Source organism: Amycolatopsis sp. GM8 (assembly GCF_021653975.1).
Lineage (GTDB): Bacteria > Actinomycetota > Actinomycetes > Mycobacteriales > Pseudonocardiaceae > Amycolatopsis_E.
The window spans coordinates 492,288-516,103 of sequence record NZ_JAJKFK010000004.1 but is presented as its reverse complement, the minus strand read 5'-3'; the positions used below and the strand labels follow the sequence as shown (position 1 = coordinate 516,103).

The 23,816-nt window shown below is 70.7% G+C and carries 24 protein-coding genes; 16 read left to right on the top strand and 8 right to left on the bottom strand.

Features of this window, described 5'->3' with window-relative positions:
- The gene (locus tag LOZ83_RS20990; protein WP_236792653.1) at positions 1-966 is read left to right on the top strand and encodes an ABC transporter substrate-binding protein; all 966 of its coding nucleotides are present in this window, start codon (positions 1-3) and stop codon (positions 964-966) included.
- 16 nt (positions 967-982) lie between these two features.
- Positions 983-1,330, top strand: a complete 348-nt coding sequence (locus tag LOZ83_RS20985) for a VOC family protein (protein ID WP_236792651.1) — start codon at positions 983-985, stop codon at positions 1,328-1,330.
- A gap of 20 nt (positions 1,331-1,350) precedes the next feature.
- Here LOZ83_RS20985 and LOZ83_RS20980 read toward each other — a convergent pair whose 3' ends face one another.
- Positions 1,351-1,734 carry a ribonuclease domain-containing protein gene (locus LOZ83_RS20980; RefSeq protein WP_236792645.1) on the bottom strand — a complete coding sequence of 128 codons (384 nt, stop codon included), beginning with the start codon at positions 1,732-1,734 and terminating at the stop codon, positions 1,351-1,353.
- Between the two features lie 161 nt (positions 1,735-1,895).
- Between LOZ83_RS20980 and LOZ83_RS20975 the strand changes: the two genes are divergently transcribed.
- Positions 1,896-3,386, top strand: a complete 1,491-nt coding sequence (locus tag LOZ83_RS20975) for a metallophosphoesterase family protein (RefSeq protein ID WP_236792642.1) — start codon at positions 1,896-1,898, stop codon at positions 3,384-3,386.
- Positions 3,387-3,392: 6 nt separating this feature from the next.
- Here the strand turns inward: LOZ83_RS20975 and LOZ83_RS20970 are convergent, their stop codons facing one another.
- Positions 3,393-3,704 carry a hypothetical protein gene (locus tag LOZ83_RS20970; RefSeq protein ID WP_236792640.1) on the bottom strand — a complete coding sequence of 104 codons (312 nt, stop codon included), beginning with the start codon at positions 3,702-3,704 and terminating at the stop codon, positions 3,393-3,395.
- Between the two features lie 186 nt (positions 3,705-3,890).
- Between LOZ83_RS20970 and LOZ83_RS20965 the strand changes: the two genes are divergently transcribed.
- Genes LOZ83_RS20965 through LOZ83_RS20935 form a run of 7 tightly spaced genes read left to right on the top strand, consistent with a single transcriptional unit; the run spans position 3,891 to position 10,939 of the window.
- On the top strand, positions 3,891-4,997 hold the full coding sequence (locus tag LOZ83_RS20965) for an NDMA-dependent alcohol dehydrogenase (protein ID WP_236792637.1): 1,107 nt from the start codon (positions 3,891-3,893) through the stop codon (positions 4,995-4,997).
- Positions 4,998-5,008: 11 nt separating this feature from the next.
- Complete coding sequence (locus tag LOZ83_RS20960) at positions 5,009-6,127, top strand: NDMA-dependent alcohol dehydrogenase (RefSeq protein ID WP_236792635.1); 1,119 nt, start codon at positions 5,009-5,011, stop codon at positions 6,125-6,127.
- Positions 6,128-6,165: 38 nt separating this feature from the next.
- Positions 6,166-7,170, top strand: coding sequence for an ABC transporter permease (locus tag LOZ83_RS20955; protein WP_236792633.1), 1,005 nt, complete (start codon positions 6,166-6,168; stop codon positions 7,168-7,170).
- Complete coding sequence (locus tag LOZ83_RS20950; RefSeq protein ID WP_236792631.1) at positions 7,157-8,029, top strand: ABC transporter permease; 873 nt, start codon at positions 7,157-7,159, stop codon at positions 8,027-8,029. Before LOZ83_RS20955 ends, LOZ83_RS20950 begins: the two co-directional genes overlap by 14 nt.
- On the top strand, positions 8,026-9,048 hold the full coding sequence (locus LOZ83_RS20945; protein ID WP_236792629.1) for an ABC transporter ATP-binding protein: 1,023 nt from the start codon (positions 8,026-8,028) through the stop codon (positions 9,046-9,048). Before LOZ83_RS20950 ends, LOZ83_RS20945 begins: the two co-directional genes overlap by 4 nt.
- Entirely contained in the window at positions 9,045-10,019 is a 975-nt protein-coding gene (locus LOZ83_RS20940) for an ABC transporter ATP-binding protein (RefSeq protein ID WP_236792627.1), read from the top strand. The genes LOZ83_RS20945 and LOZ83_RS20940 overlap by 4 nt, the downstream gene beginning before the upstream one ends.
- A gap of 8 nt (positions 10,020-10,027) precedes the next feature.
- Entirely contained in the window at positions 10,028-10,939 is a 912-nt protein-coding gene (locus LOZ83_RS20935; RefSeq protein ID WP_236792623.1) for an SDR family NAD(P)-dependent oxidoreductase, read from the top strand.
- 150 nt (positions 10,940-11,089) lie between these two features.
- Here LOZ83_RS20935 and LOZ83_RS20930 read toward each other — a convergent pair whose 3' ends face one another.
- The 5 genes from LOZ83_RS20930 to mdlC all read right to left on the bottom strand — a co-directional run bounded on the left by LOZ83_RS20930 (position 11,090) and on the right by mdlC (position 15,394).
- Entirely contained in the window at positions 11,090-12,121 is a 1,032-nt protein-coding gene (locus LOZ83_RS20930; RefSeq protein WP_236792622.1) for a hypothetical protein, read from the bottom strand.
- Positions 12,118-12,666, bottom strand: coding sequence for a UGSC family (seleno)protein (locus LOZ83_RS20925; protein ID WP_236792620.1), 549 nt, complete (start codon positions 12,664-12,666; stop codon positions 12,118-12,120). Before LOZ83_RS20925 ends, LOZ83_RS20930 begins: the two co-directional genes overlap by 4 nt.
- Before the next feature lie 88 nt (positions 12,667-12,754).
- The gene (locus LOZ83_RS20920) at positions 12,755-13,336 is read right to left on the bottom strand and encodes a cysteine hydrolase family protein (protein ID WP_236792617.1); all 582 of its coding nucleotides are present in this window, start codon (positions 13,334-13,336) and stop codon (positions 12,755-12,757) included.
- A 13-nt stretch (positions 13,337-13,349) separates the two neighbouring features.
- Positions 13,350-13,781 (bottom strand): MarR family winged helix-turn-helix transcriptional regulator, encoded by a 432-nt coding sequence (locus LOZ83_RS20915; protein WP_236792615.1) that lies wholly within the window; start codon positions 13,779-13,781, stop codon positions 13,350-13,352.
- Positions 13,782-13,825: 44 nt separating this feature from the next.
- Entirely contained in the window at positions 13,826-15,394 is a 1,569-nt protein-coding gene (mdlC, locus tag LOZ83_RS20910; protein ID WP_236792613.1) for a benzoylformate decarboxylase, read from the bottom strand.
- A gap of 134 nt (positions 15,395-15,528) precedes the next feature.
- On the opposite strand from mdlC, the gene LOZ83_RS20905 reads away from it, so the two are divergent.
- From LOZ83_RS20905 to LOZ83_RS20880, 6 genes are read left to right on the top strand one after another with little or no spacing between them, the layout of a single operon-like run.
- Positions 15,529-17,001 (top strand): aldehyde dehydrogenase, encoded by a 1,473-nt coding sequence (locus tag LOZ83_RS20905; RefSeq protein WP_236792608.1) that lies wholly within the window; start codon positions 15,529-15,531, stop codon positions 16,999-17,001.
- The gene (locus tag LOZ83_RS20900) at positions 16,988-17,953 is read left to right on the top strand and encodes an LLM class F420-dependent oxidoreductase (protein WP_236792607.1); all 966 of its coding nucleotides are present in this window, start codon (positions 16,988-16,990) and stop codon (positions 17,951-17,953) included. The genes LOZ83_RS20905 and LOZ83_RS20900 overlap by 14 nt, the downstream gene beginning before the upstream one ends.
- Before the next feature lie 15 nt (positions 17,954-17,968).
- Positions 17,969-19,252, top strand: a complete 1,284-nt coding sequence (locus LOZ83_RS20895) for a phenylacetate--CoA ligase family protein (protein WP_236792605.1) — start codon at positions 17,969-17,971, stop codon at positions 19,250-19,252.
- Between the two features lie 18 nt (positions 19,253-19,270).
- Entirely contained in the window at positions 19,271-20,368 is a 1,098-nt protein-coding gene (locus LOZ83_RS20890) for a zinc-binding dehydrogenase (protein WP_236792603.1), read from the top strand.
- Between the two features lie 13 nt (positions 20,369-20,381).
- Positions 20,382-21,386: an amidohydrolase family protein gene (locus LOZ83_RS20885; RefSeq protein ID WP_236792602.1), complete on the top strand. Its 1,005-nt coding sequence runs from the start codon at positions 20,382-20,384 to the stop codon at positions 21,384-21,386.
- 10 nt (positions 21,387-21,396) lie between these two features.
- Positions 21,397-22,416, top strand: a complete 1,020-nt coding sequence (locus LOZ83_RS20880) for a Gfo/Idh/MocA family oxidoreductase (protein ID WP_236792600.1) — start codon at positions 21,397-21,399, stop codon at positions 22,414-22,416.
- Here LOZ83_RS20880 and LOZ83_RS20875 read toward each other — a convergent pair.
- A complete protein-coding gene (locus tag LOZ83_RS20875; RefSeq protein ID WP_236792598.1) occupies positions 22,413-23,690 on the bottom strand; it encodes an AI-2E family transporter in 1,278 nt (425 codons plus the stop codon). The genes LOZ83_RS20880 and LOZ83_RS20875 overlap by 4 nt on opposite strands.
- Positions 23,691-23,816 lie beyond the last annotated feature (126 nt).

Here is a 23,816-nt window from a genome sequence, read left to right as displayed (position 1 = left end):
ATGAAGATTCCGAAGATCACGGCTACGCTCGCGGCGGCCGCGCTCGCGGTGAGCCTGGCCGCGTGCGGTCAGGGCGGCACCTCCGGCGCCGGCGGGAATGGCCCGCTGATCGCGATCGTCTCGAAGGGATTCCAGCACCAGTTCTGGCAGTCGGTGAAGAAGGGCGCCGAAGACGAAGCTTCGGCGAAGGGCGCGCGGATCACGTTCGTCGGCCCGGCCACGGAACAGGATGTCGAGCAGCAGGTCAACATGCTGACCAACGAGCTGGCGAAATCCCCGCAGGCACTGGGTTTCGCGGCACTCGACTCGCGGGCCGCGGCACCGCTGCTGCAGCAGGCCAAGGCGCAGAACATTCCGGTGATCGCGTTCGACTCCGGTGTGGACAGTGACATCCCGGCGACCACGGTGGCCACCGACAACAAGGCCGCGGCCGCCGACGCGGCCAAGCACCTGGCGGACCAGATCGGCGGTCAGGGCAAGGTGGCGATGGTCGTGCACGACCAGACCAGTCTGTCCGGAAAGGACCGTCGCGACGGGTTCCTGGACTGGATGAAGCAGAACGCGCCGGGCATCACGGTGCTGCCGCCCCAGTACGGTGGCGGCGACCAGCTGCAGTCCGCGAACATCACGAAGTCGATCCTGCAGGCGAACCCGGACCTCAAGGGCATCTACGGCTCGAACGAGGGCTCGGCGATCGGCGTGATCAAGGGCGTGCAGGAGGCCGGGAAGACCGGGCTCACGATCGCCGGGTTCGACTCGGGCAAGGCGCAGATCGACGCGATCAACAGCGGCGTCGAGTCGGGTGCCATCACGCAGGACCCGGTCGACATCGGGCGGCAACTGGTGGACGCGGCGCTGAAGGCCATCAATCACGAGCAGCTGCCGAAGCGGATCGATACCGCGTACTACTGGTACGACAAGTCGAACATCACCGACCCGAAGATCCAGGCGGCGCTGTACCAGTAACCGTTACTCTTTCCGCATGATCGATGGCGCGCACGTGATCCTGTACAGCCGGGACGCCGAGGCGGACCGGGAGTTCCTGCGGGACGTGCTGGGTTTCCCGCACGTCGACGCGGGCGGTGGCTGGCTGATCTTCAAACTGCCGCCCGCCGAGGCCGCCGTGCACCCGGCCGGTGCGCCGTCGTCGGAGCTGTACTTCATGTGCGACGACCTGGACGTGACCATGGCGGAGCTGTCCGGCCGCGGGGTGTCGTTCGCGGGGCCGGTCACCGAGGAACGCTGGGGCCGCGTCACCCGGCTCCACCTGCCGGGCGGTGGCGAGGTCGGGTTGTACGAGCCGCGGCACCAGCGCGCCACCGATCTGTGAGGAGCTGGATTCCCCGGTAGCTAGTGGATCCGGTAGAAGTTCACGTAGTGGTCGGGGGTGAACCACACGACGCCGGTGGTCACGTCCCGCACGATGCGCGCCGCGTCGCGGGCGGCACCACGGGCACGCGGGTTGACGTCGTACTCGTAGAACGTGTCGCCCGCGGGCAGTTCGCCCTCGCGGTTCTGGAACCGGCCACCGGTGTAGTTGTACTGACCGTAGGGCCACGAGTACCAGCCCGCCGAGCGCGGGAAACCGAGCTGGTTCCAGCCGTTGTAGGCGGTGCGGGCGGCCGAGCAGCCGGAAACGGAGCAGCTGTCGTACACGGACGCCTCGGCCGGGACGACGAGAACCGTGCCGAGCAACGAGAACAGGAGCGCGACGACCGCAAGGGACTTCTTCACCACGGCAGACCTCCGGAATCGGGGGAAATCGACCGTCCGAGCATCGAGCGTGCCGACCAACACGGACAACCGCTTGTGTGTGAACTTTCTTCACCTGCGCGACATCCACTCAGGGAGCAACTCGCCACCGGCGTTCACGAGCGGCCCCTAGCTTCGGGCACATGCCAGGTTGTGACTTCACGCGCCGGGACCTGCTCCGCTGGTCGGCCGCCGCTGCCGCGATCGCGCCGCTGGGCGCCGGGACCGCCTACGCCGACACCGGAACTGCGGGCACCATCGCCCCGGTCAACCTCGAACTGGTCACGCTCGCCGAGGACCACGCCGTCATCACCTGGTACACCGGCCAGTCCGGCACCGACGACGGGCTCGGCCGGATGGTCCCCGCCGCGGCCGACGGGCTCGTCCGCTACGGCACGAACCCCACGCGCCTCAACCGCGTCGCGTACGGGATCTCCGGGCACACGCCGTACCACTACGTCGAGCTGACCCACCTCGAACCGGGGCAGACCTACTACTACCAGGCGTATTCGAACGGCAAAGCCGCGGCGCCCTCGCAGTTCACGCTCATCGCGGGCAACGCGGTCGGCACCTCGGACCACGGCCTGGGCACCGGCGGCCCGTATGAGTTCACCACCCCGCAACCGCCGCAGGGCAGCCACCTGTTCTCCGTGATCCTCTGCAACGACCTGCACCTGGGGGAGACGCAGGCGGGCCTCGTCGGCGGCCAGCCGCAGTACATCGGCATCACGCAGGAACCGGGCCTGCCGCCCTACCCCGAGGTCATGCTCTCCTCACTCGTCGACGACGTGCGCCGGTTCGACCCGGCCTACCTGCTCGCGGCGGGCGACATCTCCGCCGAGGCGCTGCCGAACGACCTCAGCCGCGCCGGGCAGTTGCTGTCCCGCTTCGGCCGGTATCGCGAGGACTACTTCGTCACCCGCGGAAACCATGACCGCGCGCACCTCGGCGACGCGTACTCGGCGTGCCGCGCCGGGCAGTGGCAGGGCAACGACTGCTTCCACGACGCGTACTTCCCGCGCGACGAGCTGACCTACTTCTCGAAGGACCTCTCCGGCCTGCACGTCATCGGCCTCGACACCTACGACAAGGCAGGCAACGGCGGTGACGCCGGCGGGTTGTCCCCGGCCCAGCTCGACTGGTTCCGGCGGGACCTCGAAGCCCACCGCGACCAGCCGACGTTGGTGTTCGGCCACCACCCGCTCGTCGTGCAGGACTCGGCGTTCCCGATCACCCCGAGCAACTCGGTCGACGCGGTACAGGCCGCGCAGATCCTCGACTGGTACTCGAAGACGCCCGGGCTGTTCCTGCATCACGCCGGGCACACGCACCGCAACCACCGCACGGTCAGCCCGCTCGCGCCGCGGGTGACGATGCAGGAGATCGCCGCCGCCAAGGAGTACCCGGGCGGGTTCTCGGTCCTTCGCTTGCACACCAAGGGATACGCGCTCAACTTCTACAAGTCGCGCAGCGAATTGGCCCGCCGCTGGAGCGAGCGCAGCCGCCAGGAGATCCTCGGCTACTGGCCGCAGTTCGCCTTCGGCAACACCGTCGCCGACCGCAACACCGCCGTCCAGCGCGACCTGTCCGGCCTGCGCCGCCCGCACCACCAGGGGCTCGCCGCCGCGGTCTGACCCGGCTCAGCCCGCCCGCATCGCCTCGTGCCAGGGGCGGTGCGCGGCGAGGTTCGCCCGCCACCGGTGTGCCCGCGCGCACATCGCCGACTCCGAACCGCGGGCGTGGTCGACGACCGTGCCGTCGGCCCACAGGATCAGCGCGGTCACGCCGGGTGGGCCGGGGGTGAGCCCGATCCGCCAGTTGCGGCCGCCCTGCTGGAACGCCGCTTCCGCGGTGATCCACTTGCCGGTCGTCGCCCTGCGGACCTGCCAGCCCGGATCACCCGCCAGGTCCGCTACCGATCTCGGTGTTTCTGCTGCCCGTTCGCCCTGCATTCCCCACCCCACGACACGCCAAGTTCAGATTGCGTTCTTCTGCACGCAATATAGCTGTCTTCCGGCGGGAAGGGGCCCGTCGGGCGAAGACGGCCGGGCAGCGCCTCTTTCGTCCGGTGGAATGGCTCTGGCTGCCGCTCCGGCGGCGGCGGATCGTGGAGCCACTGCCGAAGAACGGGGATGCAGATGGTCACCACGCGCGCCGCGATCTGCCGGGAACCCCGGCGCCCCTGGGAAATCATCGACCTCGAGCTGGACGAACCGAAAGCGGACGAGGTGCGCGTCCGGTTCCACGCGGCCGGGATGTGCCACTCCGACGACCACATCCAGAAGGGCGACTCGGGGATGCGGTTTCCCGTGGTCGGCGGGCACGAAGGCGCCGGCGTGGTGGAAGCGGTGGGCGCCGATGTCACGCGCGTGGCGGTGGGCGATCACGTGGTGTGCTCGTTCATTCCTGCCTGCGGGAAGTGCCGATACTGCTCGACCGGGCACCAGAACATGTGTGACGAGGGCAAGAACGCCTCGACCGGCGAGTTTCCCGACGGCACCTTTCGCTTCCACGCCGGCGGCGAGGACTTCGGCGGTCTCTGCGTGCTCGGCACCTTCTCGCAGTACGCGGTGCTGCACGAGTTCTCCTGCATCAAGATCCCCGACGACATCCCGTTCGACGTCGCGGCCCTGGTCAGCTGCGGAGTGCCGACCGGCTGGGGTACGGCGGTCTACGCCGGCGGCGTGCGGCCGGGGGAGACGGTCGTCGTCTACGGCGCGGGCGGCGTGGGCAGTAACGCCGTGCAGGGCGCGCGGTATGCCGGGGCGAAGAACGTCGTCGTGGTGGATCCGGTGGAGTTCAAGCGGGACATGGCGAAGGTGTTCGGCGCGACGCACACGTTCGCCGACGCCGAAGAAGCGCACGAGTTTGTGGTCCAGACCACGTGGGGTCAGCTGGCCGACCACGCGCTGATCACCGTCGGCGTCCTGTCCGACGAGGTGATCACGTCCGCGGTCGGAGTCGTCGGCAAGTCCGGCAAGGTCACCATCACCGCGGTCGGCCCCGGGCAGCTCGATCTCCCCGGCGGCATGCTCATCGGCTACCAGCGGCGGGTGCAGGGCGCGGTGTTCGGCGCCTGCAACCCGCTCTACGACGTGCCGCGGCTGCTGAGCCTCTACCGCTCCGGCGACCTCAAGCTCGACGAGCTGATCACCCGGCGGTACCCGCTGGAGGAGGTCAACCAGGGCTACCGGGACATGCTCGACGGCAAGAACATCCGCGGCGTCATCGTCCACGAACACTGAGGGAGCCCGCCATGCCGATCACGACGCGCGCCGCCATCACCCGCGAGGCCCACACTCCGTGGGAGATCGTCGACCTGCGGCTGGACGAGCCGAAGGACCACGAGGTCCGGGTTCAGTTCGCCGCTTCCGGGCTGTGCCACTCCGACGACCACATCACTCGCGGCGACGCGCCCGTCCGGCTGCCGGTCGTCGGGGGGCACGAGGGCGCCGGGATCGTCGAGTCGGTCGGCCCGCACGTGCGCCGGGTCAAGCCGGGCGACCGGATCGTCTGCTCCTACATCCCCGCCTGCGGCGCCTGCCGGCCGTGCGCGACCGGTCACCAGAACATGTGCGAGAAGGGGCTGAACGCGGGGACCGGCATGTTCCTCGACGGCACGTTCCGCTTCCATCTCGACGGCGAGGATCTCGGGGGGTTCTGCACGCTCGGCACCTTTTCGCAGTACGCGGTGGTGTCCGAGTGGGCCTGCATCCCGCTGGCCGACGACATCCCGTTCGAGATCGCGGCGCTCGTCGGCTGCGGCGTGCCGACCGGCTGGGGCTCGGCCGTGCACGCCGCCGGGGTGCGGGCGGGACAGACCGTGGTGATCTACGGCGCGGGTGGGGTGGGTAGTAACGCTGTGCAGGGTGCGCGGTATGCGGGGGCGAAGAACGTGGTGGTGGTGGATCCGGTGGAGTTCAAGCGGGACATGGCGAAGGTGTTCGGTGCGACGCACACGTTCGCCGACGCCGAGACGGCCCACGAGTTTGTGGTCCAGACCACCTGGGGTCAGCTGGCCGACCGCGCGATCTGCACGCCGGGCGTGCTCACCGAGGAAATCGTGAACTCCGCGGTGCGGATCACTGGCAAGACCGGCAAGGTCACCATCACCGCGGTCGGGAAGCTCGGCGAGCACCCGATCCACTTCCCCGGCGGCATGCTGATCGGGTACCAGCGGCAGATCCGGGGCGCGCTGTTCGGCGACAGCAACCCGCTCTACGACGTGCCGCGGCTGCTGGACCTCTACCGCGCCGGTGACTTGAAGCTGGACGAGCTCGTCACCCGCAAGTACCGCCTGGAGGAGGTCAACCAGGGTTACCAGGACATGCTCGACGGCAAGAACATCCGCGGCGTGATCATCCACGAGTACTAGTCCACAGTAGACAACGGAGTCCACATGGGAGGGATCGGATGACCGCGGTCGAAGCCCCCAGCGCGGTCACGCACGTGCTGCGTTCGCCGAGCCTGCGGCTGATCGGGCGGCGGCTGCTGATGGCGATCCCGATCGTGCTCGGCGTCAGCATCCTCACCTTCGCGGTGCTGAGCCTGATCCCCGGCAACGCCGCGCAGCTCCTGCTCGGTCCCGAGGCGACCCCGCAGCAGATCGACGCGCTGAACCACCAGATGGGCCTCGACCAGCCCGCCGTCCTGCGGTACCTGAACTGGCTGGCCGGCGCGGTCCAGGGCGATCTCGGCAACTCGCTGGTGAGCGGACAGCCGGTGACCGGCGAGCTCGGCGCGCGGCTGGCGGTCAGCGGCGAGCTGGTGGGCCTGGCCTTCGTGATCTCGCTCGGGCTCGCGATCCCGGTCGCGCTGCTCGCCGCCTACAAGCCGAACAAGCTCCTCGACCGGGTCAGCATGCTCGTCTCCATCACCGGGCTGTCGGTCGCGAACTATGTGTTCGCGCTGCTGCTGGTGCTGCTGTTCGCGGTGCGGCTGACCGTGTTCCCGGCGATCGGGTACGTGCCGGTCAGCCAGGGGCTGGGGGAGAACCTGCGGTCGCTGTTCCTGCCCGCGCTCGCGATCGCGTTCCCGCTGTTCTGCTTCTACACCCGGTTCCTGCGCAGCGATCTCGTCGACCAGCTGCAGGGCGAGGACTACATCACGACCGCGCGGGCCAAAGGCATCGGGCCGTGGCAGGTGCTGCTGCGGCACGCGTTCCGCAACTCCTCGTTCGGGCTGATCACCGTGGTGGGCCTGAACCTGGGCACGCTGATCGGCGCGACCGTGATCATCGAGCAGATCTTCGCGCTGCCGGGCATCGGGCAGCTCCTGCTGCAGGCGATCAACACCCGCGACTACGTGGTGGTGCAGGCCTGCGTGGTGGTGTTCGCGATCGTCGCGGTGCTCGCCAACCTCGTCACCGACCTGCTCTACGCCGTACTCGACCCGAGGATCCGCTATGGCGACAGTTGAGGCCGGCGCCTCTGGTGTGCTGCTGTCCGAGGACAGCGGGTTCGGCCGGGGGTGGCTGCGGCATCTCGAACTCGTCTTCCCGATCGTGCTGCTGGTGCTGGTGATCGGCGGCTGCTTCCTGTGGCCGCTGATCGGTTCGGTGCCGGACCCGACCGGCGGCGACGTGCTCTCGTCGAACCTGCCCGCGCTGTCCCCGGGCCACCTGCTGGGCACCGACCCGAACGGCAACGACGTGTGGTCGCGGCTGCTCTACGGCGGCCGGTCCTCGCTCATCGTCGGCGTGTCGGTGAACCTGCTGGGCCTGTTCATCGGCGGCACCCTCGGCGCGGTCAGCGCCTACCTGGGCGGCGCGCTGGACGCGGTGATCATGCGCGTGCTCGACGTGCTGATCGCGTTCCCGTCGCTCGTGCTGACCCTGGCCGTCGCGCAGAGCCTCGGGCCCAGCCAGCTCAACACGATCTTCGCGCTCGCGTTCTTCTCGATCCCGGCGTTCGCCCGGATCTCGCGGGCGGCGACCCTGCGGCTGCGGGAACAGCCGTTCATGGTGGCCGCGGACCTGTGCGGGACAAGGACTTCGCGGATGCTGTTCCGGCACATCGCGCCGAACATCGTGCCGCAGCTGGTGACGTTCTCGATGCTGGGGATGGGCATCGTGATCGTCATCGAAGGCGCGCTGAGTTTCCTCGGCCTCGGTATCCCGCCGCCCGCGCCGAGCTGGGGCAACATGATCTCGCAGGGGCAGCAGAGCCTGTCGGCGACGCCGATGCTCGTGGTCTGGCCGTGCCTCGCGCTCTTCCTGACCGTGCTGGGATTCAACCTGCTGGGCGAGACGCTGCGTTCGCGCTGGAGTGGCCGATGAGTATCGAAGAAGCCGCGCAGGCCGTGTCCGTCCGAAGTGGACCGGCGGAGCCGCTGCTGGAGGTCGAGGACCTGCGGGTGCGGTTCACCGGGCGCGGGCGCCGTGTGCACGCCGTGAACGGGTTGTCCTACCGGCTGTGCGCCGGGCGGACACTCGCCGTCATCGGCGAATCCGGCTCGGGCAAGAGTGTCAGCTCCCGCGCGCTGATGGGCCTGCTGCCGCCGACCGCGACGGTCACCGGCTCGGCCCGGTTCGACGGGAGGGAACTCCTCGGCCGGTCGGACCGGCAGATGCGCCGGATCCGCGGCGCCGATATCGCGATGGTCTTCCAGGACCCGTCGCGCTCGCTGAACCCGACCATGCGGATCGGCGTGCAGATCACCGAAGCCGTGCGGGCACACGGAAAAGTGGACCGCAAGGCCGCGCACGAACGGGCCATGGAACTGCTGCGGCTGGTGCGGCTGCCCGCGCCGGCGCGGCGGTTCCACGAGTACCCGCACCAGCTCTCCGGCGGGATGCGGCAGCGTGTGATGATCGCGATCGCGCTCGCGGGGGAGCCGAAGCTGCTGATCGCCGACGAGGCGACCACGGCGCTCGACGTGACCACGCAGGCGCAGATCATGCGGCTGCTGGCGGAACTGCAGGAACGGCTCGGCACCGCGATCGTGCTGATCAGCCACGATCTCGGGCTGGCCGCGAGCTACGCCGACGACGTGGTGGTGATGTACGCGGGCCGGGCGGTGGAGTACGCGCCCGCGAGCACGCTGTTCGCGCGGGTCCGGATGCCTTACACGGAAGCGTTGCTGGGCGCGATCCCGCGGCTGGAACGGCCGCCGCACGCGGAACTTCCCGTGACACCGGGGCAACCGCCGGATCTCACCCGGCTTCCGCCGGGGTGCCCGTTCGCGCCGCGCTGTTCCCGTGCGACGGACGAGTGTCACGTGCAGATCCCGCCGTTCGCCGAACACGAGCCCGGGCACTGGTGGGCCTGCTGGCACCCGTGTGGGGTTTCGTCATGAGCGTGCTGCTGAGCGTCCGCAACGTCGTCCAGGAGTTCACCGCGCGCGGGCGCGGTGGGGTCAAGGGCGGTGTCGTGCACGCGGTGTCCGATGTGTCCTTCGATCTGGAGAAGGGTGAAACCCTCGGTGTGGTGGGGGAGACCGGTTCGGGAAAGTCCACTTTGGCCAGATCGATCCTGCAGGCGCCCCGGCCGAAGTCGGGTGAGGTGCACTTTCTCGGCCAGGACCTGATGCGCCATCGCAGCCGCGCGCTGACCCAGGCGCGGCGGCAGCTGCAGATGGTGTTCCAGGATCCGTACGGCTCGCTGAACCCGCGTTGGCGGGTGTCGGAGATCGTCGAGGAACCGCTCATCGGCTACCGCGCGCCCAACCGGGACTCGCGCGTGCGGGAGCTGCTGGACCTGGTGGGCCTCAACCCGGACACCTATGCGCGGCGGCGACCGCACGAACTGTCCGGCGGGCAATGCCAGCGGGTCGCGATCGCCCGCGCCATCGCGCTCGACCCGGCACTCGTGGTCTGCGACGAGGCGGTGTCCTCTTTGGACGTGCTGATCCAGGCGCAGGTGCTGAACCTGTTCGAGCGGTTGCGCCGGGAGCTGGGCCTGTCGTACCTGTTCATCTCGCACGACCTGGCGCTGGTGAAACAGGTCAGCGACCGGGTCGCGGTGATGCACCTCGGGCAGCTGTGCGAGATCGGGCCCGCCGAGGCGTTGTATCGGGCGCCGATGCACCCGTACACGGTCGCGCTGCTGTCGTCGATCCCGAAGCTCGACCCGGGCGCCCGGCACAGCACGGAAAAGGTGACGCTCGAGGGCGAGCCGCCGTCGCCGATCTCACCGCCGAGCGGCTGCCGGTTCCGCACCCGGTGCCCGTTCGCCCAGGACCGCTGCGCGACCGACGCACCGCAGCTGCGGGAGCTGGCGCCGGGGCACCAGGTCGCGTGTCATTTCCCGTTGGCAAACAACAGCTAAGGGGCAGGATGGACATCTCTCTCGAGGGCAAGGTTGCCGTGGTCACCGGGGCGGGGCCGAACATCGGCAGCGGGATTTCGCTCGCGCTGGCCCGTTACGGGGCGAAGGTCGCCTGCAACGACCTCGACGCCACCGCCGCGAAGAAATCGGTCGAGCGGATCGAACGCAACGGCGGCACCGCGGTCGCGATCCCCGGCGACGTCACCGACGAGCGGCAGGTACTGTCCTATTTGGACACTGTGATCGAGACCTTCGGGCAGATCGACATTCTCGTGAACAACGCGGCCGTGCTCGGCGGGCGTGGCGTGCTGGACGAGAGCGCCGAGTTCTTCTCGCGCGCGGTGCAGGTCGCGGCGATGGGGAACTTCCTCAACACCAAGTATGTCGGCCGGCACATGGCCGAGCGCGGGATCCGCGGGTCGATCGTGGCGATCTCGTCGTCCAACGGCTGGTCGGGCACAGCCGGTGTGATCGCCTACGCGTTCCACAAGGGCGGGGTCAACAACTTCGTGCGGGCCGCGGCGATGGACCTGGCGCCGTACGGGATCCGGGTCAACAGCTTCACCCCGACAGCGCCGACCCCGGACAACCCGGACCTGATCGCGTCGCAGGGCCCGGGCGGCGTGCTGGACCGCCCGCGCCCGGGTGGTCTCGGTGGCGCGACCGGCGAGGAGCCGTGGCGCCGGCCGTCGCGGTGGTCGGGGGACCGGATGCCGCTGGTGCCCATGGGCACGACGGGTACGCCGACCGACATCGGGCACTGCGTGGCGTGGATGTGCTCGGACTACGCCCGGCTCATCACCGGCTGCGACTTCGTCGTCGACGGCGGCGCCCGCGCCAAGAACTTCGCCTACGCCCCCGCCGCGCCCTCGGACCTGGCCGGCCCAGCCCCCCTCATCCCCCTGGACCCCGCGCCCTGACCCCGCGAGTCCGACACCGAGAACGCCGAGTCCGACATTGGCGACAGCGAGTTCGACAGTCACGCCAGCCCAAATGTCGGACTCGGCGTCTTGAACGTCGGACTCGCGGTCGCGAGCGTCGGACTCGGCGTCGCGAAGGTACGACTCGCGTCAGAGGGGGTGGGCGGTGCGGGTCCAGCCGCGGAAGCCGAAGGGGCGGACCACCATGGACATCGCGGCGTTGCGGGCGCCCGCGACGATGACCGGGATCTGCTCGGGGCTCGGCGTCATGTGCAGGCCGTACTCGTCGATGCCGGGCGCGTCGCGGTCCTCGAGGCCCTTGCCGGCGCGTTCGAGATCGGCGTGGCTGCGGATCGCGTGGTCGTACAGCCACTGCTGGACGTCGGCCTTCGAGAACCCGTTGCCGGCGAACAGTTGCGCGTGCTCCACGCCCAGCACGAGCCCGGCCGACGAGAATCGCCCGATCGCCGTACCCGTCCTGGCCGCCGTGTCACAGAAATCCCACAGCAACTCTTCGGGATCCGTGGTGTGCCGGTTGTCCACGAACTCACAGGTCCGCAGCAACAACGCCGACACCGCGTTGGTCCCGGGCGCCAGCCCCAGCTCGACCGACAGCGGTTCCCACGGGCTCTCTTCCTCGTTCTCCCCGACGCACAACGTCCAGCGCCCGGGGAGCCCCTGCGTCGCCTGCTCCAGTTCGTGCGGCCGGATACCGAGAACGTTGCGCACCACCAGCCCGATCGACCGGGCGATCGTCGCGTTGGCGCGGAAACCGGGCCCGAGCACACCGCCGGTCGAGTTGATGCCCAGCTCCGCGCGAATCGGGCCGTTGACGATGATCAGCGGCGCCGGGCCACTCGTGCTCTGCCAGCCGCCGCCGGTGACCACCGGCTGCGCCATCAGCGCGTCCCACGCGGCCAGCACCACCGGGAAGTACTCCGGGCGGCAGCCGGCCATCGCGGCGTTCACCGCGGCCTGCTCGACGGTGCACTCCCGGTCCAGCTGCGGCGCGGCGGCGATCACCTCTTCCGGCGGACGCGGCGTGGCGGCGAGGAACTCCTCGACCAGCCCGGCCGTCGCCGGCACGATCGGCAGCCCATCGGTCCAGCCCTCGTCGTAAGCGTGCTCGACCGCGGCCCGCGCGTAGTCCAGCCGCTCGGTGTCGGCGGCGACGTCCGTCATGCGGCGGCCGTCGCGCGACCCGTCAGGATGCCGACCAGGTCCGGCAGGATCCGGCGGGCACGTTCGCGGACCTCGCCGCGTTCCAGCGGTGCCACCGGATGCGGCGTCCGCGTGTAGCCGTATCCCTTGGCGCCCTTGAGATCCGCCATCGCGTCGGCGGTCGCGGCGAACGCCTCGCTGCAGATCACGACCGCGGGTACGCCCGCGGCCTCCAGTTCCAGACCGTCGGCGACGGCCGACGCGCTGCACGAACCGCAGTCGCCGACGCCGACCACCACCACGTCGCACGCGTCGGCCAGCTCGGCGCGCATTTCGGCCGGCGCGGTCTTGGCGATGTCGAGCTTCTTGCGCCGCACCAGGTTCCGCACGCCGTACTCGGCGGTCAGCAGCTCGCCGACCTCGTCGAGGAAGGGTTCGGCGTTCTTCTTGGTGTTGGCCAGCAGGCCCACGGTCAGCCCGGCCAGCCGCGCCGGGCGTGGTGCGAGCGCGGCTCCCGTGGCAGAGGTGGCGGGGCGGGCGGTCGGATCGATCATCGCCTCGAACATGGCGCTCCTCAGGTAGTTTCCCACCCGACGCTACGGTCGCCGTCGCCGCCCCGGCCACGTCCTTTTCATACCCCGGAAGGGGAACAGCTCAGCCGAGCAGTTCGGACAGCTGCGCGGTCGTGGTGACCTGTGCCTGGCGCGGGAAGACCTTCTCCACCAGGAACTCGTGCACGCCCGGCGCGGGGTCGGCGCACGCGTCGGCGAGCACCACGAGCCGGTAGTCGCGGTCCGCGCCGTCGCGGACGGTGGACAGCACGACGCCGCTGGTGGAGATCCCGGCCAGGATCAGCGTCGTGACCCCCGCTGCGCGGAGTTGCTCGTCCAGGTCGGTGGTGGAGAAGGCGCCGACCCGCGACTTGCGGACGACGATGTCACCGGGCTCGGGGGCGAGGTCGTCGTGCACGGCGGTGCCCGGGGAGTCGGCGTGCATGGCCGGGCGCCGCTCGGGCGTCAGCATGGCGGCGAACTGGCTCGTGGCCGGGACCGCGTCGAAGTCGGCGTCGGTGAACCCGACCCGGACGTAGCCGATCCGGCCGCCCCGGGCCCGGACTGTCGTGATGGCGTCGGCGGTGCGCTTCATTTCTTCGGCCACGTCGTAGGAGCCGACGATGCCGTTCTGGTAGTCCATCACCAGCAACGCGGTCTGGCGGGGGTCGATCGTGTCGGACACGGGACTTCCTTCCTCAGAGGTGTTCGGCCAGGCGCTCGATCAGTGGTGCCACCGTCCGCAGGGCCTCCAGTTCGGCGGGCGTGAAGTGCTCACTCAGGGCCTTCGCGAACTGGCGGACGCGGGCGTCGCGCTTGTGGCGCAGCACTTCGCGGCCGGATCGGGTGAGCGACAGGATGATCCGGCGCCCGTCGTGCGGATCGGCACGGCGTTCGACGAACCCGCGTTCCTCCAGGCCACCGAGCGTGGTTCCCATGGCCTGCGGGGTGATCTGCTCGGCACGCGCCAGTTCCGCCGCCGTCGCCGGGCCACCCCGGTCCAGCCGGGCCAGCACCGCACGTTCGGGCAGCGTGAGGTCGCCCGGCGCGTGCAACTGCCGCAGCCGCCGGGCGGTCAGGCCCATTCCGCCGTACAACCTCGCGGCGAGTTCGTCCACCTGCGAGCGCATGTCATCAACCTAGACTGATCAATTCAGGCTGACGAAACCGGGGGTCAGGTGATCGGGACTTCCAGCAGCAGCGGCCCGTCCGTGACGGCCAGCGCGTCGCGTAGCTCGCCGACGTCTCCGACCCGCCGCGCTTCCAGCCCGTAGCCACGGGCGATCGCGACCACGTCGAGGCCGGGCAGGTCCAGACCGGGCACTTCGGACACGCCGAGCGGGCCGGTGAACCAGCGCAACGCGCCGTAGTCGTCGTTGCGCAGCACCAGGAACGTGACCGGCAGCCGGTGCTGGGCGGCGGTCCACAGACCCTGGATCCCGTACTGCGCGGCGCCGTCGCCGAGGACGGCGAACACGCGCCGCTCCGGGTCGGCCAGCGCGACCCCGACCGCCGCGGGCAGCCCGAAGCCGAGCCCGCCCGCCGCCGGGAAGTACAGGCTGCCCGCGCGCCGGATCGGCACCCGCGCCCAGAAATCGCCGGTGTTGGACGTGGATTCGTTGACCAGCACGGCATCCCGAGGCAACACCGAAGCGAGCACGTCGAACACGGCCGCGGCGGGGAACGGCGCGTTGGCGGCGGGGACGAGAGGCGGCGCGGGCCGTGGCTCGACCGCCGGGCGGTCGGACGCCGTCACCAGACTCGCGAGCCGGACGACGACCTCCCCGACGTCGCCGACGAGCGCGTCGCCCATCGGCGACCGGGCCGCGGCCGCGGGATCCGCGGTGACTGCGACGAGTTCGGCGCCCGGCGGCAGGTAAGGACCGGGCTTGTTGACGTGGTAGCGGAACACCGGCGCGCCGAGCACGAGCACGAAGTCATGTCCCGCAAGGGTTTCACTGATCCCGGCGACGCTGTTGGGCAGCACGCCCCGGTAGTGCGGGTGCGTCGTCGGGAACGGGCAGTGCGGCGGGCCGGGCGGCAGCCAGACCGGCAGGTTCGCCGTCTCCGCGAGCTTCACGACGCTGTCGGACACCGATTCACGGTCCAGCTCCGGCCCGACGACGAGTACCGGCGTGCGCGCTGCCGCCAGCCGGGCCGCGAGCCGTTCGACCGCACCCTCGGCGGGTGCGGCCGAAGCGGTGACCCGGCGGCGCCCGAGATGCTCCACTTCGTACGGTTCCACCTCGGCCGCCCAATCGTCCAGCGGCAGCGACACGAACACCGGACCGCTCGGTGGCAGGGTCGCGAGGTGATACGCCTCCGCGAGGGCGCGCGGCACGTCCTGCGCCCGCAACGGTTCCAGCGCGGCCTTGACGTGCGGGCGCGGCACCGTGGTCAGCTCCGGTTCCGACAGCATCGCGCCGAGGCCGACCATGTTCCGCGCCTGCTGGCCCGCGGTCACGATCAGCGGCGTGTGCATTTGCCGCGCGTTCGCCAGGTTGCCCATCGCGTTCCCGAGCCCCGCGGCGGCGTGCAGGTTGACCAGTGCGGGAGCGCCGGTCGCCTGCGCGTAGCCGTCCGCCATCGCGAGCACGGCACCCTCGTGCAGCCCGAGGACGTACCGGAAGTCGCCGGGAAACCGGTCCAGGAACGGCAGTTCGTTCGAACCGGGATTGCCGAACACCGTCGTGAGGCCCCAGCCGCGCAGCAGCTCGTGGACCGTTTCGCGCACCGTCGTCATGACCACCAGCTTTCGCCCCGCCGTCCGGGCCGGGACGGCGTTCGCGCAGGTTTTCCGCGTCGCGAAAGGCGTATCGCGGCGGGTACGGCCACCCCGGCATAGTCCGTTCCATCGTGAACCGGAGGGGAGCAGCCATGACCACCGTCCTGCCCAGCCCGGAGCTCGGCGCCCTCCTCGTCGACAACGCCCAGCTCATCGGCGGCGAATGGGTGCCGGCGAAGAGCGGCGAGACCATCGACGTGATCAACCCGGCGACACGGGAGGTCGTCGCCCGGATACCGCGCGGTGACACCGTGGACGTCGACGCCGCGGTGCGAGCCGCCTCCGCCGCCTTCCCGGCCTGGCGCGACACCAGCCCGACCGAGCGCGGTGCGCTCGTGCTGCGCTGGGCGCAGCTGATCCGCGAGCACGACGCCGAACTCGACAGCCTGGAATCCCAGGAGGTCGGGCGCCCGAGCTGGGGACCGCCGCCGATGGCGCGGATCCTGACGTTCATCGCGGGCCAGGCCGACAAGGTGCAAGGCCTGTCGCTCCCGGTGGGGAGCCCGGACGTGCTCGGGTTGACCCTGCGCGAACCGTACGGCGTGGTCGGCAGCGTCATCCCGTGGAACGCGCCGGGCCCGATGTTCGCCAACGACGTCGGCGCCGCGATCGCCGCGGGCAACACGATCGTCATCAAACCCGCTGAGGACGCGCCGCTGACCCCACTCGCGCTGGCGCGGCTGGCGGTCGAGGCGGGCATCCCGCCCGGCGTGGTCAACGTCGTCACCGGCTACGGGCACGAAGCGGGCGCGGCGATCCCGGCCCACCCCGGCATCCGCCGGATGAGCTTCACCGGCTCGCCCGAGACGGGTTCGCTCGTGATGGCGGCCTGCGCGAAGAACCTGACCCCGCTGCACCTCGAACTCGGCGGCAAGTCCCCGCAGGTGATCTTCGGCGACGCCGATCTCGGCGCGGCGATCCCGGCGATCGCGACCGGCATCACCCTCAACACCGGGCAGATCTGCGCAGCGGGTTCCCGTGTCGTGGTGGACCGCTCGGTGCACGCGGAGGTTGTGCGGCGGCTGGCCGAGCACCTCGGCCAGGTCCGGGTCGGCGCGTGGCACGAAAAGGTCCAGATGGGCCCGCTGATCAACGAGAAGCAGCACGACCGCGTACTGGGCTACGTCAAGGCCGGCCGCGAGGAAGGCGCCGAGCTGGTCGTCGGCGGCGGAGTGCCGGACGGCGAGCGGTTCGAACGCGGATTCTTCGTCCAGGCAACACTTTTCGACCGCGTCGACCCCGGCATGCGGATCGCGCGGGAGGAGATCTTCGGCCCGGTGCTGTCGGTGATCCCGGTGGACGGCGAGGACGAGGCACTGGAAGTCGCGAACGGCACCGATTACGGGCTCGTCGCGTCGGTGTGGACCCGCGACGTCGGGCGCGCCGTGCGGATGTCGAAGCGGCTGCAGGCCGGGCAGGTCGCGGTGAACGCCGCGCTCGGCGCGGGACTGGTCGGCGCGCCGTTCGGCGGCTACAAGCGCAGCGGCTTCGGCCGCACCATGGGCGCGGACGCCGTGCTCGACTACACCCAGGTGAAGGCGGTGTCCCTGCGTGGCACGAACTGACTTCCGCCTGCGGGTGCTCATGGAGCCCCGCCACGGGGCGAGCTACGACGAGATCCTCGCGCTCGCCCGCGCGGCCGAGGACGCCGGGTTCGACGCGTTCTTCCGCTCCGACCACCTGCTCGGCGTGGATGCCCAGGACCGGACCTACCGGCCGACCGACTGCTGGACCACGCTCGGCGGGCTCGCCCGCGACACGTCCCGGGTGCGCCTCGGCGCGCTGGTGGGCGCCGCGACCTTCCGCGCGCCCGGCCTGCTCGCCACGATCGTCGCGTCGGTCGACGAGATGAGCGGTGGCCGGGTGGAGCTGGGCCTGGGCACCGCCTGGTACGAGCGCGAGCACGACGCGTTCGGCATCCCGTTCCCGCCGCGCGGCGAGCGGTTCGACCGGTTCGAGGAGCAGCTGGAGATCATCACCGGACTGTGGCGCGCGGGCGAAGGCGAGGAATACTCCTTCCAGGGCAAGCACTATCGCATCGACGCCAATGCCGCGACGCCGCGCACCACGCAGCGGCCGCACCCGCCGGTCATCGTCGGCGGCTCCGGTCCGAAAAGGACTCCCGCGATCGCCGCGCGGTTCGCGGACGAGTTCAACGGCGCGCTCGGCGGCGACCTGCGCGAGCGGTACGCCGTGTTCGCCCGCGCCTGCGAAGCGATCGGGCGCGATCCTGACGAGGCAAGGCGCTCGGCGGTGCTGCCTGTCGCATGTGGACGGACTCCTGCGGAGTCTGAACGCCGCGGCGAGGTGATGGGCTCGGCGCTCATCCGCGCCAACGCGCTGATCGGGACTCCGGCCGAGGTGACCGACCGGGTCGGGACGCTGCGCGAGGCGGGGGCCGACACCGTGTACTTCCACATCTACGACATCCACGACCTCGAGCACATCGCGCTGCTCGGCGCCGAGGTGCTGCCCCATCACGTGGCACCACCGCTCGCCGCGGCACAACGAGACTGACGGGAAGGTCCTGCCGTGGTCACACCTGGCTTCGTCGCAGTGGAGGACCGGGAGGCCGTCGGCGCCATGCTGCGCGAGCAGCTGCACCGGCTGCCCGCGCGCTCGCCGTTCTACCGGGACCTGTTCGCCGAGCACGGTGATCCGAAGTTCGAGACACTCGACGACCTGACCGGATTTCCCTTCACCAGCAAGCAAATGCTGCGCGAGTCGCAGGCCGCCGCACCGCCGCTGGGCCGGCACGCCGGGGTGAGCCTGACCGAGGTCGTCCGGGTGCACGCCTCCACCGGCACCACCGGGAAACCGAGCTGGGTCGGCGTCACCCGCCGCGACGCCGACGCGTGGACGGAGATGGTCGCCCGTGCGTTCCGCACCATGGGCGCCACCCGCGAGGACGTCGTGCTGCACGGTGCCGGCCTGACGCTGTTCGTCGGCGGCCTGCCGATCCGGGACGCGCTGGAGACCATCGGCTCGACGCTCGTCCCGATCGGCACCGGCGCCAGCGAGAAAGCCTTGCTGGCCATGGAAACCCTCGGGGTCACCGCGCTGCACTCGACCCCGTCCTACGTGCGCTACCTCGCCGAGTACGTGCGCGGACTGGGCCGGGACCCGCGGGAGTTCGGCATCCGCAAGGTGTTCGTCGGTGGTGAGCCCGGCGGGGGAGAGCCCGCGTTCCGCCAGTACGTCCGGCGGGAATGGGGCGCCCCGGTCGCCGAAGGGCTGGGAAACGCCGACATGGCACCGGTTCTGTTCGGTGAGGCGCCGGAGTCCGGCGGCATGCGGTTCACCGGCGGCCGCCACGTCGTGGTGGAGCTGATCGACCCGGACAGCGGCGACCCCATCGCGGCCGAGCCCGGCGCGTCGGGCGAGCTGGTCTATACCTCTGTCGATCGCGAATGCTGTCCGCTGGTCCGGTTCCGCACCCGCGACCGGGTCGTCGTCACCGGGGCGAGCCGGGACGGCGCGCCGCTGATCCGCTGCGTGGGCCGCACCGACGACATGCTGATCGTGCTGGGCGTCAACGTCTTCCCGTCCGCGGTCCGGGATCTCGTGCAGACCCGCCATCCCCGCACGACCGGCGCCGTGCAGATCGTGGTGCCCGGCACCGGCCCGCGGGTCGAACCACCGTTGCGGGTCGAGGCCGAATGGGGTGAGGCGCCCGGCGACCGCGCACAACTGCGTGAGGAGCTGGAAAACCTCATCCGGGCACGGCTTTCGGTGCGGGCCGAGGTCACCCTGGTACCGCCCGGCACGCTCGAACGCTCCGAAATGAAGTCCCGCCTCGTCCGGCCCGCCGGCTAGCCAGAAAGGGCATCCAGCATGGCAGACACCGTCCGCGCGGCCGTCCAAACAGGACCGCGCGCGATCGAAATCCGTGAGTTCCCCCGGCCGGAGATCGGGCCCGACGACGGGCTGCTGCGCGTCGAGGCCAACGGGATCTGCGGCAGCGACGTGGAAACCTTCAAGGGGCACCTGGGAAACCCCGATCGTGGCCCGTTCATTCCCGGACACGAACCGCTCGGCATCATCGAGGACATCGGCGAACGGGCGGCGGAACGGTGGGGCGTCGCACCCGGCGATCGGGTGGCCCTGGAGGTCATCGTGCCGTGTCACGCGTGCCAGCACTGCCTCAGCGGCCGTTACCAGTCGTGCCCCAACCGCAAGTACGGGCACGGGGTCACCGGCATCGACGTGGAACCCGCGATCTGGGGCGGTTTCGCCGAATACCTCTACCTTTCCCCGGGCACCATCGTGCACCCGGTCGACCGGTCCGTCCCGGTCGAGGTGGCGGCAATGGTCAACCCGCTCGGCGCGGGCGTGCGGTGGGCGGCGCAGCTGGGCGGGATCAAGCTCGGCGACACGGTCGTCGTGCTCGGCTCCGGGCAGCGGGGCATCGCGTGCGTGATCGCCGCGAAGGCGGCCGGGGCCGGCACGATCATCGTGACGGGGCTCGAGTCCGACGGGCACAAGCTCGACCTCGCCCGCGAGTTCGGCGCCGACCACACGATCTTCGCCGACGCGGAGAACACGGTGGAGCGCGTCCGGGAGATCACCGGCGGCGCGATGGCCGACGTGGTGCTGGAACTGACCCCGATGGCCGCCGCCCCGGTGACCGACGCGCTGCAGTCGGCGCGGCACGGCGGGCGTGTCGTGCTGGCGGGACTCAAGGGCGGCAAGGAGATCCCGCTGCGCACCGACCTGATCATCCAGCGCGCGCTGCAGGTCTTCGGCGCGTTCGGGGTCGACGCGTCGGCCAACGAGCAGGCGATCGCCCTCATCGAGTCCGGCCGGTTCCCGCTGGAGAAGCTGCACACCCACACGTTCGGCCTCGACGACGTCGTCACGGCGATCGAGACGCTCGCCGGTGAGGTGCCCGGCGAGACCGCGGTGCACGTCTCCGTCCACCCGAACAACTGAGGAGGAGGCCCGCGTGCTCGCCGACGCCCATGCTCACCTGCTGCCCCGCGACTATCCCGCCGACGCGCCGGAATGCTTCCCGCGGATGGAGGTGATCGACGGGGAGACCGCGCGGCTGCTGCTCTTCGGCGCGACCCGGTTCCGGGCGAAGGACGCGTTCTTCGACGCCGAGCGGCGGATCGAGGAGATGAACGCGTCCACAGTGGACTTCGAAGTACTCAGCCCGATGCCGCCGCTGTTGAAGTACGACCTGCCGGTCGCGGACGGGCTGTCGCTGGCCCGGCATGTCAACGAGTTCACCGCGACGTTGTGTGCGTCGGACCCCGCGCGGTTCGCGGGCCTGGGCATGGTTCCCTTGCAGGATCCCGAAATCGCGGCGAAGGAGCTGGCCGCTATCCAGGACACGGGCCTGCGTGGCGTGGAGGTCGCGTCGAACGTGCTGGGTGTCTCGATCGGCGACGAGCGGTTCCTCCCGTTCTTCGCCGAAGCCGAGCGGCTCGGCCTGGCGATCTTCGTGCACGCGATGCCGAGCGCGACCGACCGGCTGCCACGGTCGGCGATGGGCACCTACGTCGTCGGGCTGGAAGGCGCGATGGCCGCGGCCTCGATCATCACCGGCGGGATCGCCGCGAAGTGCCCGGACCTGCGGATCTCGTTCAGTCACGCGGCCGGCGGGTTCGGCCTGATGGTGCCGCGCGCGCAGTACTTCTGGAGCGGGACCTGGAACGAGGAGTCGCCGGTCCCGGAGCGCGCCGTCCAGCACGACGACGGCCCGTCACCGCTGGAGTACGCGCGGCGGTTCTACTACGACTCGATGGTGTTCGACGCCCGCGCGCTGCGGTACCTGGTCGACCTGCTGGGCGCGGACCGGCTGCTGGTCGGCTCGGACTTCCCGGCGATGCCGCGCGAGGAGCCCGCGGGCCGTACGCTGCGCTCGATCGGCCTCGCCGAGTCCGATGTGGACGCCATCCAGTGGCACAACGCCTTCCGTTTCCTGGGGATGGCGCCGCCCGGGTAACTTGAGGGGCATGACTCTGCGTACGGGCATCATCGGCTTCGGCACCTCGGGCCGGATCTTTCACGCGCCGTTCGTCGACGCCGACCCGGCCTACTCGCCGGAAGCCGTGGTCACCCGCGACGAGACACGCCGTGCCGAGGTCGAGGCGCGCTACCCGGCGGCGCGCGTGGTGTCCACTGCGGACGACTTGCTCGGCCTCGACCTGGATCTCGTCGTCATCGGCACGCCGCCGGCGACGCATGCCGAACTGGCGCACACGTTCCTCGACGCGGGCGTGGCGGTCGTGGTGGACAAGCCGTTCGTCGTCACCTCCGAGGAGGGCCGGGCGCTCGTCGAGAAGGCCGCGCGTACGGAGGTCCCGCTCACGGTGTTCCAGAACCGGCGGTGGGATGGCGACTTCCTGACCGTGCGGGAACTGCTGTCCGAGGGCGCGCTGGGCGACGTGTGGCGGTTCGAGTCCCGCTTCGAACGGTGGCGGCTCTCGCGGCCCGCGTCCTGGAAGACGTCGACGAAGAGCACCGACGGCGGCGGGATCCTGTACGACCTGGGCACGCACCTGATCGACCAGGCCGTGTACCTGTTCGGCGCCGCCGAACCGGTGTACGCCGAGGTCGTCCGGCGCGGCCCGCACGCGGCGGCCGACGACGACGCGTTCGTCGTGCTGGCGCACGAGTCCGGCGTCCGGTCGCAGCTGTGGATGAGCGGCGTCGCCGCCCAGTCCGGCCCGCGGTTCCGGGTCCTGGGCTCGAGCGCCGGGTACACCAAGTACGGCTTGGACCCCCAGGAGGACGCGCTGAAGTCAGGCGCCAGCCCGGCCGACCCGGAGTTCGGCCACGAGCCGGAATCGGCCTGGGGCACCCTCGGCATCGACGGCGGCACCCGCCTGCTGCCCACGAAACCAGGCAACTACGCGGGCTTCTACGCCCAACTGGCCAAGGCCCTGACGGCCGGCGACCCCCTCCCGGTGGACCCCGCCGATGCCGTCCGCGTCATCGCGCTGATCGAACGGATCCACCAGGAGTTCGGCTAGGCCGGGGCCTGCTCGTCGTCGGGGGCGTCCTCTTTCTCGTCCTCGACCTGATCGGGTAACGGCCGGGCGCTCTTCGGCCGGAGCGCGTTGACCCCGGTCGGATCCATCGAGGGGTCCCGCAGCAGCGACCCGACCGCCGACTTGATCACCGACAGGATCGGCACCGCGAGCAGCGCCCCGGTGATACCCGAGACCTCGACCCCCACCGCGATGGCCAGCACCACGGCGAGCGGATGCAGCCGGACCGCGCGGCCCAGCAGGAACGGTTGCAGCACATGGCTTTCCAGCTGCATCACGCCGACCAGGATGGCCAGCACGATCAGTGCCGCGACGAACCCGTTGGCGACCAGCGCGACCAGCACGGCGACCGCGCCGGCCGCGACCGCGCCGATGATCGGGATGAACGCGCCGACGAAGATGATCGCGGCGAGTGGCACCGCGAGCGGCACGCCGACCAGCCAGATCCCGATCCCGATGCACACGGCGTCCACGCAGGCCACGGCGACGGTCGCGCGGACGTAGCTGACCAGCGAGGCGAACCCGCGCCGGCCGGCGACGTCCACCTGGTCCCGCACGTCATGCGGGACGATGCGCAGCGTGAACCGCCACACCTGCGAACCGCTGTAGAGGAAGAAGATCAGCGTGAACAGCGCGAGCAGGGCCTGCGTCAGCACGCCGCCGATGGTGGTCGCGGTGCTGAGCGCGCGGTTGAACCACTCGCTCGAGTTGCCGCTGATGGACCCGACGGTCCGGTTGACGAACTGCTGGAGCTGCTCGGGCGACAGGTGCAGCGGGCCGCGCTGCAGCCAGCTGTTGATGTTGCCGAGGCTCGCCGAGATCTGCTGCTGCAGCTGGGGCAGGCTCGCGGCGATCGTCGTGATGACGAGCGTCAGGATCCCGCCGACCACGATCAGCCCCACCACGATCGCGATGACCGTCGCCAGCGAGCGCGGCACCTTCCACCGCACCAGCCGGTCCACCAGCGGGGCGAACAGCGCCGAGACGAGCAGCGCGATCCCCACCGGGATGGCGACGGCGGACAGGTAGCCGAGGATCCACGCGATCACCCCGACACTCGCGATGATGAGCAGGAACCGCCAGCTCAGCGCCGCGGCGACGCGAACCCGCCAGGGCACCGAATGCGCCGCGTTACGCTCCGCGCCACCGTCCCCGGCCGCCGCCCGGTGGCGGCCGCTCGCCATCACGCGCACCGTTTCGTCGTTCCCCTCGGCAGGAGGACGCTCCGGCCTGTCCTGTGCCTGGCCGTCACCCATCGTGCACCTCCGCTCGCCCGCGCTACTCGCAGTGTCCCGCGCCCGGTTTGGTCCGTAACTCCGGGTACCCAGGCGCGGCGCGGCTCAACGGTTGTGCATCCCCCATGTGATGATCGAACCACGCGA